This is a genomic window from Streptomyces sp. YJ-C3, assembly GCF_053891275.1.
This window is the reverse complement of record NZ_CM132685.1, coordinates 3,380,126-3,397,082: the sequence shown is the minus strand read 5'-3', so window position 1 is coordinate 3,397,082 and position 16,957 is coordinate 3,380,126. Positions and strand designations below refer to the sequence as shown.

The 16,957-nt window shown below is 72.3% G+C and carries 15 protein-coding genes; 4 read left to right on the top strand and 11 right to left on the bottom strand.

Annotated elements, in window-relative coordinates; all coding sequences use genetic code 11:
- Positions 1–47: 47 nt before the first annotated feature.
- Positions 48–1,310, bottom strand: a complete 1,263-nt coding sequence (locus tag ACVHNB_RS14810; protein ID WP_456228298.1) for a DUF6777 domain-containing protein — start codon at positions 1,308–1,310, stop codon at positions 48–50.
- Positions 1,311–1,413: 103 nt separating this feature from the next.
- Here ACVHNB_RS14810 and ACVHNB_RS14805 point away from each other — a divergent pair, with 103 nt between their 5' ends.
- The gene (locus ACVHNB_RS14805; RefSeq protein ID WP_456228297.1) at positions 1,414–2,820 is read left to right on the top strand and encodes a lipase maturation factor family protein; all 1,407 of its coding nucleotides are present in this window, start codon (positions 1,414–1,416) and stop codon (positions 2,818–2,820) included.
- Here ACVHNB_RS14805 and ACVHNB_RS14800 read toward each other — a convergent pair.
- From ACVHNB_RS14800 to ACVHNB_RS14765, 8 genes are all read right to left on the bottom strand, one after another.
- Complete coding sequence (locus ACVHNB_RS14800; RefSeq protein ID WP_456228296.1) at positions 2,781–3,650, bottom strand: amidohydrolase family protein; 870 nt, start codon at positions 3,648–3,650, stop codon at positions 2,781–2,783. The two genes, ACVHNB_RS14805 and ACVHNB_RS14800, sit on opposite strands and share 40 nt — an antisense overlap.
- On the bottom strand, positions 3,647–3,961 hold the full coding sequence (locus ACVHNB_RS14795; protein ID WP_428950711.1) for an L-rhamnose mutarotase: 315 nt from the start codon (positions 3,959–3,961) through the stop codon (positions 3,647–3,649). The genes ACVHNB_RS14800 and ACVHNB_RS14795 overlap by 4 nt, the downstream gene beginning before the upstream one ends.
- The gene (locus tag ACVHNB_RS14790; RefSeq protein WP_456228295.1) at positions 3,958–4,953 is read right to left on the bottom strand and encodes an aldo/keto reductase; all 996 of its coding nucleotides are present in this window, start codon (positions 4,951–4,953) and stop codon (positions 3,958–3,960) included. Before ACVHNB_RS14790 ends, ACVHNB_RS14795 begins: the two co-directional genes overlap by 4 nt.
- 5 nt (positions 4,954–4,958) lie before the next feature.
- The gene (locus ACVHNB_RS14785) at positions 4,959–5,732 is read right to left on the bottom strand and encodes an SDR family NAD(P)-dependent oxidoreductase (protein WP_428950713.1); all 774 of its coding nucleotides are present in this window, start codon (positions 5,730–5,732) and stop codon (positions 4,959–4,961) included.
- A complete protein-coding gene (locus ACVHNB_RS14780; protein ID WP_428950714.1) occupies positions 5,729–7,084 on the bottom strand; it encodes an L-fuconate dehydratase in 1,356 nt (451 codons plus the stop codon). Before ACVHNB_RS14780 ends, ACVHNB_RS14785 begins: the two co-directional genes overlap by 4 nt.
- A gap of 32 nt (positions 7,085–7,116) precedes the next feature.
- Positions 7,117–8,154, bottom strand: a complete 1,038-nt coding sequence (locus tag ACVHNB_RS14775) for an ABC transporter permease (RefSeq protein WP_428950715.1) — start codon at positions 8,152–8,154, stop codon at positions 7,117–7,119.
- A gap of 73 nt (positions 8,155–8,227) precedes the next feature.
- Positions 8,228–9,745, bottom strand: a complete 1,518-nt coding sequence (locus tag ACVHNB_RS14770) for a sugar ABC transporter ATP-binding protein (RefSeq protein ID WP_428950716.1) — start codon at positions 9,743–9,745, stop codon at positions 8,228–8,230.
- A complete protein-coding gene (locus ACVHNB_RS14765; protein ID WP_428950717.1) occupies positions 9,742–10,824 on the bottom strand; it encodes a sugar ABC transporter substrate-binding protein in 1,083 nt (360 codons plus the stop codon). Before ACVHNB_RS14765 ends, ACVHNB_RS14770 begins: the two co-directional genes overlap by 4 nt.
- Positions 10,825–11,081: 257 nt before the next feature.
- Between ACVHNB_RS14765 and ACVHNB_RS14760 the strand changes: the two genes are divergently transcribed.
- Positions 11,082–11,780: a FadR/GntR family transcriptional regulator gene (locus tag ACVHNB_RS14760; protein ID WP_428950718.1), complete on the top strand. Its 699-nt coding sequence runs from the start codon at positions 11,082–11,084 to the stop codon at positions 11,778–11,780.
- A 101-nt stretch (positions 11,781–11,881) separates the two neighbouring features.
- Here ACVHNB_RS14760 and ACVHNB_RS14755 read toward each other — a convergent pair whose 3' ends face one another.
- Positions 11,882–12,586 carry a TetR/AcrR family transcriptional regulator gene (locus tag ACVHNB_RS14755; RefSeq protein ID WP_456228294.1) on the bottom strand — a complete coding sequence of 235 codons (705 nt, stop codon included), beginning with the start codon at positions 12,584–12,586 and terminating at the stop codon, positions 11,882–11,884.
- Positions 12,587–12,726: 140 nt separating this feature from the next.
- Between ACVHNB_RS14755 and ACVHNB_RS14750 the strand changes: the two genes are divergently transcribed.
- Together ACVHNB_RS14750 and ACVHNB_RS14745 are read left to right on the top strand one after the other, a co-directional pair.
- Complete coding sequence (locus tag ACVHNB_RS14750) at positions 12,727–14,208, top strand: APC family permease (RefSeq protein ID WP_428950720.1); 1,482 nt, start codon at positions 12,727–12,729, stop codon at positions 14,206–14,208.
- Positions 14,209–14,238: 30 nt separating this feature from the next.
- The gene (locus ACVHNB_RS14745; protein WP_456228293.1) at positions 14,239–15,888 is read left to right on the top strand and encodes an amidohydrolase; all 1,650 of its coding nucleotides are present in this window, start codon (positions 14,239–14,241) and stop codon (positions 15,886–15,888) included.
- 53 nt (positions 15,889–15,941) lie between these two features.
- On the opposite strand, the gene ACVHNB_RS14740 is transcribed toward ACVHNB_RS14745, so the two are convergent.
- Positions 15,942–16,916 carry a formylglycine-generating enzyme family protein gene (locus tag ACVHNB_RS14740; RefSeq protein ID WP_428950722.1) on the bottom strand — a complete coding sequence of 325 codons (975 nt, stop codon included), beginning with the start codon at positions 16,914–16,916 and terminating at the stop codon, positions 15,942–15,944.
- Positions 16,917–16,957 lie beyond the last annotated feature (41 nt).

Below are 16,957 nucleotides of genomic sequence, written 5' to 3'. Positions count from 1 at the left end.
CCGAGGTGTCGGCGGCGCCCGCGCGGCAGCTCACGGCCGGCTGCCGGTCAGCTGTCGAAGGAGTTCTCCTGGAACGGCGACGTCTCGTCCGTCGCGTCCGGGATCAGGCCTCCGCCGTCCGACTCGTCCGGGCTGTCCGGCACCAGGTCGGGCCCGGTCTCCTCGCCCGGCGTGCCGGTGTCGTCGGACGGGATGTCCTCGGAGGGCAGGTCCTCGGAGGGGGTGTCCGGCGGCACGGCGGTGTCGGAGTCGGTCCCGCTGTCCGGGGCCGTGGGCTCGTCCGGCGTCGTGGGCTCGTCCGGGGTGCTCGGGGTGACCGGCGTCGGGGTGGGGCAGCCGGACGGCACGGGGGACGGGGAGCCCGTGGGGCTGCCGGTGTCGGTGGCCGTCGGGGTCGGGCAGTCCGTGCTGGAGGCGTCCTCGTCGGGGGTCGCCGAGTCGGAGTCGGAGTCGGAGTCGCTGGGGGCGGGCGACGTGGGGCTGTCGTTGGGCGACGGCGTCGTCGGCGTGGGTGTCGGTGTCGGCGTGGGCGGCGGGACCGGGCGGTCGTGGTCGCCGTCGTCACCGATCTTCCGCTCGATCCACGTGTTGTTGACGATGTTGATGATGGTGATGTTCTCGATGACCTTCGGGGCCGGGGTCACCACGACGACCTGGGTCGGCCGGTAGCCGCTCCACTCCTGGCCCTGGTGGGCGGGCGAGCCCTTGAGGGCGACGGGCGGCTTCAGCGGATTGCCGCAGGCGCACCGGACGCGCGGCATGCCGCGCTCGTCGACGAGGACGGCGGTGCCGGACTGGAGCACCGACTGGAACGTGGTGGCCCGGCCGTCGCGGTAGCCGTGGTTGGTGACCCGGGTGTCGGCGCGCAGCACCACGGGCGTCAGGCCGCGCAGGAAGCCGGGGACGTCGGCCCGGGCGATGCCGGAGGCCTCGGCGAACGCGCCGGCCTTGGCCTGGTCGGCGGTGAGGAAGCGGACCTGCTGCTCGACGTCGCAGCTGCCCACGGCGTGGGTGCCGCCGTACAGCCCGGGGGTCGCGCCGGAGATGGTGTGCATCCCCTGCGAGGTGGCGGAGGCGCTGCCGGTCGGTGAGGGTTGCGGCGTTCGGGTGACGGGCGGGGGGCTCTCGTCGGACGCGGCGGTCGAGTCGGTGAAGGGATCGGGGCCCTGTGCGGCGACGGGCTGGAGGAACAGCTCGCCCTTGCCGTCGGCGGCGCTGTCGCCGCCGCTCCCGGAGCATCCGGCGAGCAGCAGGGCCGCGGATATCCCGAGAGCCGTGACGTACGTTCTGGTCCTGGTCCGTGCGCGCACGTGTTCTCCCACCTGTGCATCAGCGATATGTCCCCATTGTCAGGAGCGGGTCGCACGGCCCCGCAAGTCGTGGCCGTGCCGCGCGGGGGCCCACACTGAGGGCGTGAACTGGTTCGGCACCTGCGACCACTGGCTGAGCCGCCTGGTGTTCCAGCGCGGCCTGGCGGCGGTGTACCTCGTCGCGTTCGCCGGGGCCGCGCTGCAGTTCCGGGCGCTGATCGGGGAGCGCGGCATGCTGCCGGTGCCGCGGTTCCTGGCGCGGGTGCCGTGGCGGCGGGCACCCACGCTGTTCCGGCTGCACTACTCGGACCGGTTCTTCGCGGGGTGCGCGTGGACCGGGGCGCTGCTCGCCGCGGCGCTGCTCGCGGGCGTCGACGGGCTGCTGCCGCTGTGGGGCGCGATGCTGCTGTGGCTGGCGCCCTGGGCGCTGTACCTGTCGATCGTGAACGTCGGGCAGACCTGGTACGGCTTCGGCTGGGAGTCACTGCTCCTGGAGGTCGGCTTCCTGGCGGTGTTCCTCGGCAACGACGAGGTGGCGCCGCCGGTCCTCGTCCTGTTCCTGGCGCGGTGGGTGCTGTTCCGCCTGGAGTTCGGGGCGGGCCTGATCAAGATGCGCGGCGACGCGTGCTGGCGGAAGCTGACCTGTCTGTACTTCCACCACGAGACCCAGCCGATGCCGGGCCCGCTGAGCTGGTTCTTCCACCATCTGCCGCGGCCGCTGCACCGGGTGGAGGCGGCGGCGAACCATGTCACCCAACTCGTCGTGCCCTTCCTGCTGTTCGCCCCGCAGCCGGTCGCCACGGTGGCGGCCTCGTCGATGATCGTCACCCAGCTGTGGCTGATCCTGTCCGGCAACTTCGCGTGGCTGAACTGGCTGACGGTGCTCCTCGCCGTCCTCGCCCTCGACCTGACCCCGCTGCACGCGCCGCCCGCCCTGCCGCCGGCCCCGATGGGGTACGTGGTCGTCGTCCTGGCCCTGACCGCGCTGGTGGCGGGCCTGAGCCTGCGCCCGGTGCGCAATCTGCTGTCCCGGCGCCAGTCCATGAACCGGTCGTACGACTCCCTGCACCTGGTCAACACGTACGGGGCGTTCGGCACCGTCGGCCGGATCCGGCAGGAGATCGTGATCGAGGGCACCACCGACCCGCAGCCGCGGGCCGCATCCGACTGGCGCGCCTACGAGTTCAAGGGCAAGCCGGGCGATCCGCGCCGTCTGCCGCGCCAGTTCGCGCCGTACCATCTGCGGCTCGACTGGATGATGTGGTTCGCCGCGCTGTCACCGGCGTACGCCCGCCCCTGGTTCAACGGGCTCGTCGAGCGGCTCCTGGAGGGCGACCGGGACACGCTGCGGCTGCTGCGCCACTGCCCGTTCCCCGACGCGCCGCCCGCGCACATCCGGGCCCGCGTGTACCGCTACCGGTACACGACGTGGCGCGAGCTGCGCGCGACGGGCGCGTGGTGGGAGCGGACCTACGTACGGGAGTTCCTGCCGCCCACCCGGCTGAGGTAGACGCGCCGGGCGGTCCCAGCGAACACGTCCTCGTCCGCGCCGCCCGCCAACTCCCGTGCGATGTCGACGACTTGGCCGTAGGTCGCGGCGAGCGTGCACACCGGCCAGTCCGAGCCGAACATCACGCGCCCGGGGCCGAAGGCGTCCAGGACCGTGTCGGCGAAGGGGCGCAGCGTCTCGACGGTCCAGGTCGCCCGGTCGGCCTCGGTGACCAGGCCGGAGAGTTTGCAGACCGTGTTGGGCAGCGCCGCGAGGGCGCGCACGTGGGTGCGCCACGGCTCGAGGTCACCGGCGGCGATCGGCGGCTTGCCCAAGTGGTCCAGGACGAAGAGGAGTTCGGGGTGGTCGGCGGCCGCCTTGACGCAGGCGGGCAGCTGGTGCGGGAGCACCACCAGGTCGTAGACGAGGCCGGCCGCGGCGATCGCGGCCAGGCCCCGGCTCACGTCGGGGCGGAGCAGCCATTCGGGGTCGGGCTCGCCCTGCACCTGGTGCCGGATGCCCGCGAGGTGGCGGCCGCCGGGGAGCCGGCCCAGCGCGGCGAGGGTGTCGGCCACGTCGGGGCGGGTCAGATCGGTCCAGCCGACGACGGCCGCGACGAGGTCGCTGCGCTCGGCGAGCGCGAGGAACTCGGGGGTCTCCTCCGCGACGGTGACCGTCTGCACGAGGACGGTGGCCCCGACGCCCGACGCCCGCACGTCCGGGGCGAGGTCGTCGAGGGTGAAGTTCCGCCGGATGGGCGCGAGTTCGGGTCCGGTGATCCAGTCCTGGTCCCGGACGGACAGGTCCCAGACGTGGTGGTGGGCGTCGATGATCCCCGCCGGCGCCGTCACGGCAGTTCCCAGACCACGGGCAGGCCCGCCGCGGCGCCGTCCGCCGAGTAGTCGTGCGCGACGTCGAGGAGCTCGTCCATGCGGGCCTGCCAGGCGATGTTCACCGGGAGCCGCTCCAGCTCCGCGAGCATCCGCGGATAGTCCGCGCACTCCAGGAGGTGGAACAGGTCCGTGCCGCTGCGCCAGATCGTCCACCGTGTGGCGCCGGCCGCGCGGATCGCGGCGACCAGCTCGGCGGGGACCTCGCGGTGTGCGGCCTCGTACTCCTCGACGCGGTCGGCGCGGACCTTGGTGTGCAGGGCGACTCTCACGCGTGCTGCTCCTGTTCGGGGGTGGGGACGTCTGCGGCGAGCAGCTTCCTGGAGCGGGCCTCGGCCCAGAACTCCGCGGGCACCGGGGCGGCGAACTGCTCCGCGGTGTCGGCGACTTCGGCTGCCGAGCGGGTGCCGACGAGGACGCTGGTGACGGCCGGGTGCCCGAAGGGGAAGGCGAGCGCGGCGGCGCGCAGGGTGGTGCCGTGCCGCTCGGCCAGCTGCTTGAACTCCCCTGCTCGCGCCAGGACGTCCGGCCGGGCGAGGGCGTAGTCGAAGGTGGCGCCCTCCTTGGGGTCGGCGAGCAGCCCGGAGTTGAAGACGCCGCCGATGACGACGCGGACGCCGCGGGCCGCCGCCGCGGGGAGCAGTCCGGTCAGGGCCCGCTGGTCGAGCAGGGTGTAGCGCCCGGCGCACAGGACGACGTCGACATCGGTGTCGCGGACGAACCGGGTCAGCATGCCTGCCTGGTTCATGCCCGCGCCGATGGCCGACACGAGCCCTTCGCCGCGCAGCCGCTCCAGCTCCGGGTACGCCTCGCCGAAGGCCTGCTCCGCGTGGTCGTCGGGGTCGTGCAGGTACACCACGTCGATCGCGTCGACGCCGAGCCGGCCGAGGCTGTCCTCGATGGAGCGCCGCACCCCGGCCGCGCTGAAGTCCCAGACACGGCGGTGCGAGGCGGGCACCGCGAAGCCGTTCCTGAGGTCGTCTCCCCCGCCGTCGTACGGCTCCAGGAGCCTGCCGACCTTCGTGGACAGGGTGTACGAGGTCGAGGGCCGGGTGCGCAGGTACGCGCCCAGGCGTCGCTCGGACAGGCCGATGCCGTAGTGCGGGGCGGTGTCGAAGTAGCGGACACCGGCGTCCCAGGCCGCGTCGACGGCGGCGTACGCCTCGTCGTCGCGGACCTCGGTGTACAGGTTGCCGATGCCGGCGGCGCCGAAGCCGAGCTCGGTGACCGGTACTGCCGCGCGGCCCAGGGTGCGGGTGCGCATCGGTGTCACTGTCCCGCGGGCCGCAGGCGCAGGCCCTGCATGCCGCCGTCGACGGCGAGGGAGGTGCCGGTGGTGGCGCCGGACAGCGGACTCGCCAGATAGGCGACGGCGCCCGCGACCTCGTCGGCGGAGACCAGCCGGCCGGTGGGCTGGCGGGCTTCGAGGGCGGCGCGTTCGGCGGCCGGGTCGTCGGCCGCGTCGAGGAGCCGGCCGATCCACGGGGTGTCCGCGGTGCCGGGGTTGACGCAGTTGACGCGGATGCCCTCGCGTACGTGGTCGGCGGCCATGGCGAGGGTGAGGGAGTACACGGCGCCCTTGGACGCGGCGTACAGGGCGCGCTGCGGGAGGCCCGCGGTGGCGGCGATGGAGCAGGTGTTGACGATCGCGGCGTGCCGCGATTCCCGGAGGGCGGGCAGGGCGGCGCGGGCGACGCGGACCATCCCGACGACGTTGACGTCGAGGACGCGGTGCCATTCGGCGTCGTCGTTGTCGGCGACGGTGCCCTGGGCGCCGATCCCCGCGTTGTTGACCAGGATGTCGAGTCCGCCGAGCTCGGCGACGGCCGCGGCCACGGCGGCGCGGACCGTCTCGTCGTCGGTGACGTCGGCGGCGTGGCCGCGCAGGGGCTTGTCCACGGCCGTGATGTCGCGGTCGAGGACGGCGACGTCGGCGCCGCGCGCGACGAGCAGGTCGGCGGTGGCGCGGCCGATGCCGGAGGCGCCGCCGGTGACGAGGGCCTTGAGTCCGGCGAAGTCCTGGAGGCTGGCGCTGTCGGTCATGCTGCGGCTCCGTTCGTGTGCGTCGGTGCGTGCTCGGCCAGGTCCTTCACCCAGAACTCCCCTTCGGGGTAGGTGAACTCGGCGATGGACTCCGCCCGCATGGCGGCGGAGAAGCCGGGTGCGGCCGGGGCCGTGTAGTGACCCTCCTCCATGACGACGGGGTCGAGGAAGTGGTCGTGCAGATGGTCGACGTACTCGATGACGCGGTCCTCGGTGGTGCCGGACAGGGCGACGTAGTCGAACATCGACAGGTGCTGGACGAGTTCGCACAGGCCGACGCCGCCCGCGTGCGGGCAGACGGGGACGCCGAACTTGGCGGCGAGCAGCAGGATCGCGAGGTTCTCGTTGACGCCGCCGACCCGGGCGGCGTCGATCTGGAGGATGTCGATGGCACCGGCCTGCAGCAGCTGCTTGAAGACGATGCGGTTCTGGACGTGTTCGCCGGTGGCGACCTTGACGGGGGCGACCGCCTCGCGGATCGCGGCGTGGCCCAGGATGTCGTCGGGGCTGGTGGGCTCCTCGACCCAGTACGGGTCGAACTCGGCGAGCGCCCGGGTCCACCGGATCGCCTCGTCGACGTTCCAGCGCTGGTTGGCGTCGATCGCCATCCGGACGTCGGGGCCGATGACCTCGCGGGCGGTGCGGCAGCGGCGGATGTCGTCGTCGAGGTCGGCGCCGACCTTGAGCTTGATCTGGGTGAAGCCGTCGGCGACGGCCTGCCGGGCGAGACGGGTGAGCTTCTCGTCGGAGTAGCCGAGCCAGCCGGGCGAGGTGGTGTAGCCGGGGTAGCCGCGCTCCAGGAGGCGGGCGGTGCGCTCGGCGGCGCCGTCGCGCCCCGCTCGCAGCAGTTCCAGGGCTTCTTCGGGGGTGAGCGCGTCCGCGATGTACCGGAAGTCGATCTGGCGGACGAGCCATTCGGGTTCCGCCTCGGCGAGCAGCCGCCACAGCGGCTTGGCGGCCCGCTTGGCGGCGAGGTCCCAGGCGGCGTTGACGACGGCGCCGATCGCCATGTGCATCACGCCCTTCTCGGGTCCCAGCCAGCGGAGCTGGCTGTCGCCGACCAGGTCGCGGTTGAGGCTGCCCGGGTCGGCGCACAGCTCGTCGAGGGGCCGGCCGACGACGTGGTGGCTCAGCGCCCTGATCGCGGCGACCTGGACGTCGTTGCCGCGGCCGATGGTGAACGTGAAGCCGTGCCCCTCGTGCCCGTCCGCGGCGTCCGTGCGCAGTACGACGTACGCGGCCGAGTAGTCGGGATCGGGGTTCATGGCGTCGGAGCCGTCCAGTTCCCGGGAGGTCGGGAAGCGGATGTCGTAGGTGTCGACCGCGGTGACACGGGGGGTGGTTGCGGACACGTGTTGCCTTTCGGGCAGGTGTGGGGCTTCGGTCAGTCCTGGGCGCGGCCGGTGGTGACGCGGGCGATCATCAGGGCGAGCAGGATGATTCCGCCGTAGATGGCCTGGATCCAGAAGGACGGCACCTGGGCGAGGGTGAGGAGGTTCTGCACGACGCCGAGCAGCAGCACACCGGTCAGCGCGCCGAACATGGTGCCCTTGCCGCCGTCGAGGCTGATGCCGCCGATGACCGCCGCGGCGAACACCGTGAAGATCATGTTGTTGCCCTGGTTGGCGCTGATGGCGCCGACGTAGCCGGTCTGCATGATGCCGCCGACCGAGGCGAGGACTCCCGCGACGACGAACACGCCGAGCATGACGCGCTCGACGCGGATGCCGGCGGCGCGGGCGGCGTCCGCGTTGCCGCCGATCGCGTAGAGGGCGCGGCCCACGCGGTGGTACTTGAGGACGACGCCGGCCACGCCGAAGCAGACGGCGGCGAGCCACACCGACAGGGGGATGCGCAGGAACGTGGTCGTCGCCAGCGAGAAGAACGAGTCGGGCATGCCGAACAGGGTCTTGCCCTTGGTGGCGCCGACGAGCAGACCGCGCAGCACGATCAGCATCGCCAGCGTGACGATGAAGGCGTTGAGCTTGAACCTGACGACGAGGATGCCGTTGAAGGCGCCGATGGCGCCGCCGACGACGAGGATCGCGAGCAGCGCGAGGACGGCGGGGAACTCGGTGCCCCAGCCGGACTGGGCGACCGGCAGCACCAGCAGGGCGCCCACGGCGGGGGCGATGCCGACGACCGATTCGAGGGACAGGTCGAACTTGCCGGTGATGAGCACGAGGGACTCGGCGAGGACGACCATCGCGAGGGCGGCGGAGGCGCCGAGGATGGAGATCAGGTTGCGTTCGGTGAGGAAGGAGTCGTTGACGATCGCGCCGAGGATCAGCAGCAGGATCAGCGCGGGGACGAGGGCGAGTTCGCGGGCCCGTCGCAGCAGGACGCTCTTCGCGGTTCCGGTGCCTCCGGGGCGGGCCGGGGCCTTCGTCGCCGGGGCCGACGGGGCCTGTGTGTCAGCCATGGTGGACTCCTTCTTCTCCGGCACCTCCGGCGTTCGGGGAGCGGGGTTCGGGGCGGATCCCCGTGGCTGGAGGTCAGTCACGGTCCACCCCTTCGATAGAGGCGATGAGGTCGTGGTCGTTCCAGCCCGCCGGGTGCTCGGCGACGATCCGCCCGTGGAAGAGGACCAGGACCCGGTCGCAGCGGCGGAGGTCGTCGAGCTCGTCCGAGACGACGAGGACCGCGGTGCCGTCGTCGCGGGCGCTGTCGACGCGGCGCAGCAGTGATTCCTTGGACTTCACGTCGACGCCGGCCGTGGGGTTGATGAGGACGAGGAGACGGGGGTCGGAGGCGAGCGCCCGGGCCATGACGACTTTCTGCGCGTTGCCGCCCGAGAGGTCGCAGACCGGCTGGTCGGGGCCCTCGGCATGGATGTCGAGGCGGTCGATGAGGTCGCGGGCGAAGGACCTCTTGCGGTCCGTGCCGACGAATCCGTGGCGGCCCAGGCGGCCGAGGACGGACATCGTGGCGTTGTCGCCGATGGACATGCCGGTGACGAGGCCCTGGTCGTGTCGGTCGCGGGGCACACAGCCGACTCCGGCGGCGAGCGCGGCGAAGACGTCGCCGAACGGCAGCCGTTCGCCGTCGAGCCGAGCGGTTCCGGCGGTCGGTGTGTGCAGGCCCGCCAGCGATTCGGCGAGGGTGATCTTGCCGCTGCCGCTGGATCCGGCGAGCCCGACGACCTCGCCGCGCCGCACGGTGAGGTCGACGTCGGTGTAGGTGTCCGAGGTCAGCCCCGACACCTCCAGGACGACCGGGGCGTCCACGCCGTCCTGCTCGACGACCGCCTCGGCCGCGGCCGCCGCCTGCTCGGCGATGACCTCGCCGGCCATGGCCTCCACCAGTGCGGGGCGGGGCAGTTCGGCGACCGGTGCCGTGGTGATCCAGCGGGCGTCGCGCAGCACGGTGACCGTCTGGCAGACCTCGTACACCTCCTGGAGGTGGTGCGAGATGAACAGGAAGGTGACGCCCGAGTCCTGGAGCGAGCGCATGCGGGCGAAGAGCCGCTCGATCTCCCGGTTGTCGAGTTGCGCGGTCGGCTCGTCGAGGACGATGAACCGGGCGCCGCCGCTCAACGCCCGGGCGATCTCGACCATTTGGCGGTCCTCGACCTTGAGGTCGGCGGTGCGCGCGTCCGGGTCGACCCGGATGTCCCAGGTGTCGAGGAGCCGCTCCGCCTCGGCGTGCAGCTTCTTCCAGCTGAAGAAGCCGCGGCGGGATCCGGGCTGCCGGTTGATGAACAGGTTCTCGGCGACCGTCAGCTCCGGTACGACGGTGGGCTTCTGGTAGACGCAGGCCACCTTGGACCGCCAGGCCTCCCGGTCGCCGAGCGGCGGCGCGGGCTCGCCGTCGAAGAGCAGGGTGCCCGCGTCCGGCGCCTGGAGCCCGGTGAGGACGGTGACGAGGGTGGACTTGCCCGCGCCGTTGCGGCCGACCAGCGCGTGGGACTCGCCCGCGCGCACGGTCAGCCGTCCGTCGGCGAGGGCGACCGTGGGCCCGTACCGCTTGGCGATGCCGCTGGCCTCCACCAACGGGGGTGTGGTCGCTGTCATTTGACCGTGTTTCCCCAGAGCTTGGGGTCGTCGACGTTGTCCTTGGTGACCAGCGGCGCGGGCAGCTGGTCCTCGAGGATCCCGCTGGGCAGCTTGACGATCTCCGAGTCGTGGTCGGTCGGACCCGGCTCGAACGTCTTCCCCTGCATCGCCGCCTTGATGTAGTACATGCCGTACTTGGCGTACGAGTCGGCGGGCTGCGAGACGGTCGCGTCGATCTGGCCCTTGCGGATGGCGTCGAACTCCTGCGGGATGCCGTCGTTGGAGACGATCGTGATGTGCCCGGCCTTGCCAGCCGTCTTCAGCATGCCCTTGGACTTGAGGGTCTGGAGGGTCGGCGCGAGGTAGACGCCGCCCGCCTGCATGTAGATGCCCTTGATGTCGGGGTTGGCGTTGAGGAGGGTGTCCAGCTTGGAGGCGGCGGTGTCCGACTCCCACTTGGCGGGGATCTCCAGGACCTTCAGCTTCGGGTACTCGGACTTGACGCAGTCCCGGAACGCCTTGGACCGCTCGCGCCCGTTGACCGACGCCAGATCGCCCATGATCTGCACGACCTTGCCGGTCTTGACCTGCTTGCCGAGGTACGCGCACGCCTTCTCGCCGTACGCGACGTTGTTGGCGCGGACGACCATGGCGACCTTGCCCTTCTCGGGCGCCACGTCGACGGCGACGACCGGGACGCCCTTGCGTTCGGCCTGGTCGAGTCCGGCGGCGATGGCGGCGCTGTCCAGCGGCGCCACGACGAGGCCCTTCACTCCCTGGTTGAGCTGGTTGTTGATGTCGGTGATCTGCTGCGAGGGGTCACTGTTGGAGTTGACCGTCTTCAGCGCGTCGACGCTCTCGGACTTCGCCATCTTCGGCACGTAGTCGTTGTAGGACTGCCAGAACGGCGAGGTCAGCAGGGGCAGGATGACGCCGACCTTGCCCGTGCCGTCGCCGCCTCCCGCGCCGCCGGCCCCGGCGGCGTCGTCCTTGGTGCTGCCGCACGCGCTGAGGGTGAGGGCGGCGCACCCCAGGAGGGCCGCCAGGCGCAGCGCTCCCGCTCTCGAACTCTTGGTGCGCTTCGTGGTGCCAGTCATCGGACCGCTCCTCGGCTCCGGAAGTCATGGGCTCGCGACCGGCGTTCTGCCGTCCCAGCACCGGCCGCGCCGAGATATTTATCAGACCACTTCGTCCCGACGACACCCTTAGGAACCAAGTTTTCTCGGGTTTTACGCCTCCGAGACCCCGAAAAGGTCCGACCACCTCGGTAGTGGTCGGACCACATGGCTGGTTAGACTGCGCCGCATCACCGCGCCTCGTCACGGAGCGGACCCGCACTCGGGAGGACGTCATCGTGGAGCAGACCGCCCCCCAGAAGGGCACCGTCACCGAGCGGGCGATCGAGCAGATCAAGGCGATGATCGGCGGCGGCCGGCTGGAGCCGGGGCAACGCCTGCCCACGGAGCGGGACCTGGCGGCGCAGCTCGGTATCTCGCGCAGCTCCATGCGCGAGGCGATCCGGGCGCTGACCGTCCTCGGGGTCCTGGAGGCCCGGCACGGTTCGGGGATCTACGTCACGCAGCTCGAGGCCGGGGACCTGCTGGAGACGTTCGGAGTCGTCGCGGATCTGTCGCGGGGTCCACGTCTGGTGGAGTTGCTCGAGGTGCGCCGCATCCTGGAGTCGACGGCGACGGCGCTGGCCGCCGCCCGTATCACCCGCGCCCAACTCGCCGAGGTCGAGGAGCACTTGGCGGCGATGGAGGCCACCGACGACCCCGAGGAGATCCTCTCGCACGACCTGGCGTTCCACCGGGCCATCGTGGCCGCCGCGGGGAACGACACAATGGCGGCGATCCTGGAGGGCCTGTCCTCACGGACGTTCCGGGCCCGGGTGTGGCGCGGCTACCAGGAGGAGGGGGCGTTCGAGCGGACCCGGCGTGAGCACTCCCGTATCCACCGGGCGTTGGTGGCCCACGATCCGGAGGCGGCGCGGGCCGCTGCCGCGGCGCACGTCGGTGAGGTCGAACAATGGCTGCGGGCCCAGCTGGACTGAGCCCCGGCCCCGCGCCCCTGAGATGCCGCACGCAGTGCGCGTCTCAGGGGCGCGGGGAACCGCGCGAGAAGCCCCACCGGCCCGCACCCGGCAACGAATCCCTACCCACCCTCTCCCGGCGCCGCGGCCACCAACGCCGCCAGCAACAACTCCAGCGCGGCATCGAAAGAGCTCCCGCCCATCAACGGCAAGTGCCCCCGCACAGAAGCCAGTTGCGGATACTCCCGCGCGGACAACCCCGCATACACCCCGGCCCACGCGAGATCATCCGCCTCCCTCCGCTCGACCGGCAGAGCCAAGTGCGCCGCATCCAGCGCCGCATGCCCCAGCACCGTATCCACGAAGGCCGCGTAGTACCGCACCGCCGTCGCGTCGTCGAAACCCGCCCGCCGCAGCAGACCGATGCCGGTGTCGACGGCCCGGAACTCGTTGAGCCGGCGCGTCACCCGGTACGCCGCCATCGCCGCCACCCTCGGGTGCTCCCGGTAGCAGCGGTGGATGCGCAGGGCCATCTCGCGCAGCCCCTCGGCCCACGGCATGCCGTCCGGGTCGAAGCCCGACTGGGCCTCGCCGATGATCCGGTCGGCCAGTGCGAGCAGCAGATCGTCCGTGTTGTGGAAGTACCGGTACAGCGCGCTCGGGTCGCAGCCCAGGGCCGCGCCGAGCCGTCGCACGCTCAGCGCGTCGGGCCCGTGCCGGCCGACCAGGCGCAGCGCGCAGTCGACGATCACGTCCTCGGACAGCACCACGCCCGACTTGGTCGGCTTGCGGCGCCGCCGCTCCGCCGGGATCCGTCCCTCGGCCATGCGGCCCGTCCTTTCCTCCGGTCTGTCCGCGCGCCTTTATGACAACACCATTGACGCAACATTGACAAGGCCGGTTTGATCGCAGCCTCCTCGCCACACCTCCCGTTCATCCCCTGTTCTCAGGTCACAGGAGTCTGCCCATGAGAAGCGAACCTCCAGGTCTGCGCCGTTCCCTCGGTGTCGTCGACGGCGTCGCGATCGCCGCGTCGAGCACGGCCGCCACCACGAGCATCGGCATCGGGATGGGATCCCTCGCCGCGACGGTGGGCCTCCAGGCGCCGGCCGTCCTGCTCATCGCCTTCCTGCCGATCCTCGGCATCGCGACGGCGTACGCCCGCCTCAACCGCGACGAGCCGAACATGGGCAGCGGCTATGTGTGGGTCGCCTCCTCGCTCGGCCCCTGGCTCGGCTTCCTCACCGGCTGGGTCACGCTCGTGGGCACCGTGATCTTCATGGCTTACACCAGCGCGGTGACCGGCTCGGTCTTCCTGCAGTTCGCCAACAAGGCCCATCTGCACACGCTGCTGGGCCTCGACCTCGATCCGAACTCGACGGCCCTGAGCACGGTCGTCGGCCTGCTGGTCCTCGGCGTCGTCACCGTCACCGCGGTCACCGGCGTCCGCAAGGCGACCCGGCTGCAGGCGTGGCTGCTGGTGTTCGAGTACGCGGTCCTGCTCGGGTTCTGCGGCTGGTCCCTGGTCACCGGGTCGCACAGCTTCCAGTGGTCGTGGCTGAACCCCTTCGCGATCCACGACGGCACGGCGTTCGCGCAGGGCCTGGTGCTCGCGGTGTTCTTCTTCTGGGGCTGGGACGCCGCGTTCAGCGTCACCGAGGAGACGAAGGACGTCCGGGACGTGGGCCGCGGCGGCTTCATCGCCCTGTTCTCGATGCTCGCGCTGTTCCTGTACGGGTCCGTGGCCTTCCAGCGGGAGATGTCGCTGCCGGAACTGATCGAGCAGGGCCCGCAGGCTCTCACCTACCTCGGCGCGAAGCTCGCCGACGAGCCGGTGGCCAGCCTGCCGCTGCTCGCCCTGCTCTTCTCCGCGGTGGCCTCGCTGCAGTCCAGCGTCATCCCGACGGCGCGCGGCCTGTACGCGATGGGCCGGGACCGCACGATGGGCCGCGTGTGGACGCGGATCAGCCCGCGGTACGGCTCCCCCGCGATCGGCACGGTGCTCGTCATGGCCGTCGCGGCCGTGGTCGCGCTGCTCGCCCTCGCCATCCCGAAGCTGAACGAGATGATCCTCGCGGCCGTGAACTCGATCGGCCTGACGGTGGCCCTGTACTACGGACTGACGGCGCTGGCCTGCGCCGTCCGGTTCCGCTCGGCCCTGCGCACCTCACCCGCGCAGGCGCTGCGCTCGGTCGTCGCGCCCGGCGCCGGCGCGCTGGTGCTGCTCGGCGTCGGCATCTACCTCGGCCGGGACTACGCCACGATGAGCGACCACTTCGAACTCAGCCCGGACAACGGCTGGTTCATGCTCTCCGTACCCGTGGCCACCATCGTCTCCGGGCTCGCCATGGCGGCCGTCGCCAAGTACCGCCGCCGCTCCCCCTACTTCACGACCCGGCGCGGCACCGACGCCGACGCCGTCCCGCCGACCGCGCTCGAAGTCCCGTAACCCCCCTCACCGCACAAGGAGTTGCCCCGCATGCCCGACACCGCACCCGCAGACCTGGTCCTCACCGGCGGACCGGTCCACACCGGTTCCCCCGCCCGGTCCCGCGCCACCTCCGTCGCCGTCCGTGGCGAGCGCGTCGTCGCCGTCGGCCACGACGAGGTGCGCGAGCTCATCGGCCCGCGGACCGAGGTCGTCGACCTGGCGGGGAAGCTGCTGATCCCCGGGTTCCAGGACGCGCACGCGCATCCGGTCGGCGGCGGGCTCGAGCTGGGGCAGTGCGATCTGAGCGGGGCGACCACGCTCGCCGCCTACCGCGAGCTGATCACCGCGTACGCCCGAAACCGTCCGGACCTGGAGTGGATCACCGGCGGCGGCTGGTCGATGGAGGCCTTCCCCGGCGGCCTGCCCACCGCCGCCGAGCTGGACGCCCTCGTGCCGGACCGGCCGGTGTATCTCGTCAACCGCGACCACCACGGGGCGTGGGTCAACTCCCCCGCCCTGCGCCGTGCCGGGATCGACGCACGCACGCCCGACCCGGCCGACGGCCGCATCGAGCGGGACAGCGCCGGCGAGCCCACCGGCATGCTCCAGGAGGGCGCCGCGAACCTGGTCGGAGAGCTGCTGCCGCCGGTGACCCGGGAGGAGCGGATCGCCGGCCTGCTGCGCGCCCAGGAGCTGCTCCACTCGCTCGGCATCACGGCCTGGCAGGACGCGCTGCTCGGCTCGCACGCCAATCTCACCGACCCCACGGACGCCTATCTGGCGTGTGCGGACGACGGCCGGCTCACCGCGCGCGTGGTCGGCGCGCTGTGGTGGGACCGGGCGCGCGGCACCGAGCAGATACCGGAGCTCGTCGCGCGGCGGGCGGCCGGCACGCGTGGCCGGCTGCGCTCGACGACCGTGAAGATCATGCAGGACGGGGTCGCCGAGAACGGCACGGCGGCGCTGCTCGGCCCGTACCTCGACGCGTGCGGCTGCCGGACGGACAACAGCGGGATCAGTTTCGTCCCGCCGGAGGACCTCAAGACGTACGTCACCGCGCTGGACGCGCACGGGTTCCAGGTGCACTTCCACGCGCTCGGCGACCGGGCCGTGCGCGAGGCCCTCGACGCCGTGGAGGCGGCGCGGCGGACCAACGGCTGGTCGGACACGCGCCCGCATCTCGCGCACCTCCAAGTCGTGCACCCGGACGACATCGGGCGGTTCCGGGCGCTCGGCGCCACCGCGAACATCCAGCCGCTGTGGGCCGCGCACGAGCCGCAGATGGACGAGCTGACGATCCCCTTCCTCGGGGCGGAGCGGGCGGACCGCCAGTACCCGTTCGGGGCGCTGCTGCGCTCCGGCGCGACCCTCGCCGCCGGCAGCGACTGGCCGGTGAGCAGCCCCGACCCGCTGCAGGGCATCCACGTCGCGGTGAACCGGACCGCCCCTGACGCCCCGGCCGGTACGCCCGTCTTCCTGCCCGGGCAGCGCGTCGGGCTGCTGGACGCGCTCACCGCGTACACGGCGGGCAGCGCGTACGTGAACGGCCTCGACGCGGAGACCGGGACGATCGCCCCCGGCTTTCTCGCGGATCTCGTCGTGCTGGACCGGGATCCGTTCGCCGGGGCGCCCGAGGAGATCGGGGCCACGCGCGTGGCGCAGACCTTTGTCGGGGGCCGCCGCGTGTACGGGATCTGACCCGGCGCGGTCGCCGGGCTCACGGGGCCCCGCTCCTCGATCTCCGGAGGGGCTCAATACGCGCAGCGGAATCCGCAGTTGCCGCTGCTGGAGTCCGGGGTGTTGGACGTGCGGGCGGCGACCCGGTAGCGGTTGCAGTAGGAGTCGTGGCACATGTACGAGCCGCCCCGCATGACCCGGTTCCCGCCTTCGTCCGGCCCCCGCGGATCCACCGCGGGGGCCGCGTCGTGCGTCGCCGTGAAGCGGTCGGCGACCCACTCCCACACATTGCCCACGACGTTGTGCAGGCCGTAGGCGTTCGGCCGGTACGCGTCGACCGGGGCGGTGCCGACGTGGCCGTCCTCGCCCGTGTTCACCGCCGGGAACTCGCCCTGCCAGATGTTGCAGCGCCAGCGGCCGCGCGGGGTCAGCTCGTCGCCCCACGGGTAGCGCGCCTGGTCGAGGCCGCCGCGGGCCGCGTACTCCCACTCCGCCTCGGTCGGCAGCCGTTTGCCCGCCCACTGCGCGTAGGCGTGCGCGTCGTCCCAGCTGACGTGGACGACGGGGTGCCGGGCGCGGTCGCCGACGCCTGAGCCGGGGCCCTCGGGCGCGCGCCAGGTGGCGCCTTCGACGCCGCGCCACCACGGGGTGCCGGCCGGGGCCTGCGTGGCCCGGACGTGCTCCGGCGCGAGGAAGCCGGCGAAGACGTACGACCAGCCGAACTGCTCGGCGGCGGTCACGTATCCCGTTTCCTTCACGAACGTCGCGAACTGGGCGTTGGTGACCGCGTGTTCGTCGATGCGGAACGCGGAGACGGTGACCTCCCGGACCGGTCCCTCGCCGTCGCCGGGGTTGGCCTGCTCGTCCTCGTTGCCCATCCGGAACGTGCCGCCGGGCAGCTCGACCATGCCGCGCCCGGAGGCCGGGCGGCGCGGCGTGACGGTCCCGGCCACGGGTTCGGGCGCGGCCGCGCCACGGGGCGCGGCGCAGCACGCGGGGACGGCCGGCCCGTCCCCGCCGGCTGTCACAGAAATGTCATGCGCGGTCAATGGTCTTCTCCTTGTGCAGGCACAGATGATCGGGGTCGCCG

Excerpts from the sequence above, each read along its gene's own strand:
- ACVHNB_RS14755 (WP_456228294.1), bottom strand. The coding sequence starts at position 12,586 with ATGGCCGAGGGACGGATCCCGGCGGAGCGGCGGCGCCGCAAGCCGACC.
- ACVHNB_RS14770 (WP_428950716.1), bottom strand. The coding sequence starts at position 9,745 with ATGACAGCGACCACACCCCCGTTGGTGGAGGCCAGCGGCATCGCCAAG.
- ACVHNB_RS14765 (WP_428950717.1), bottom strand. The coding sequence starts at position 10,824 with ATGACTGGCACCACGAAGCGCACCAAGAGTTCGAGAGCGGGAGCGCTG.
- ACVHNB_RS14750 (WP_428950720.1), top strand. The coding sequence starts at position 12,727 with ATGAGAAGCGAACCTCCAGGTCTGCGCCGTTCCCTCGGTGTCGTCGAC.
- ACVHNB_RS14785 (WP_428950713.1), bottom strand. The coding sequence starts at position 5,732 with ATGACCGACAGCGCCAGCCTCCAGGACTTCGCCGGACTCAAGGCCCTC.
- ACVHNB_RS14790 (WP_456228295.1), bottom strand. The coding sequence starts at position 4,953 with ATGCGCACCCGCACCCTGGGCCGCGCGGCAGTACCGGTCACCGAGCTC.
- ACVHNB_RS14775 (WP_428950715.1), bottom strand. The coding sequence starts at position 8,154 with ATGGCTGACACACAGGCCCCGTCGGCCCCGGCGACGAAGGCCCCGGCC.
- ACVHNB_RS14745 (WP_456228293.1), top strand. The coding sequence starts at position 14,239 with ATGCCCGACACCGCACCCGCAGACCTGGTCCTCACCGGCGGACCGGTC.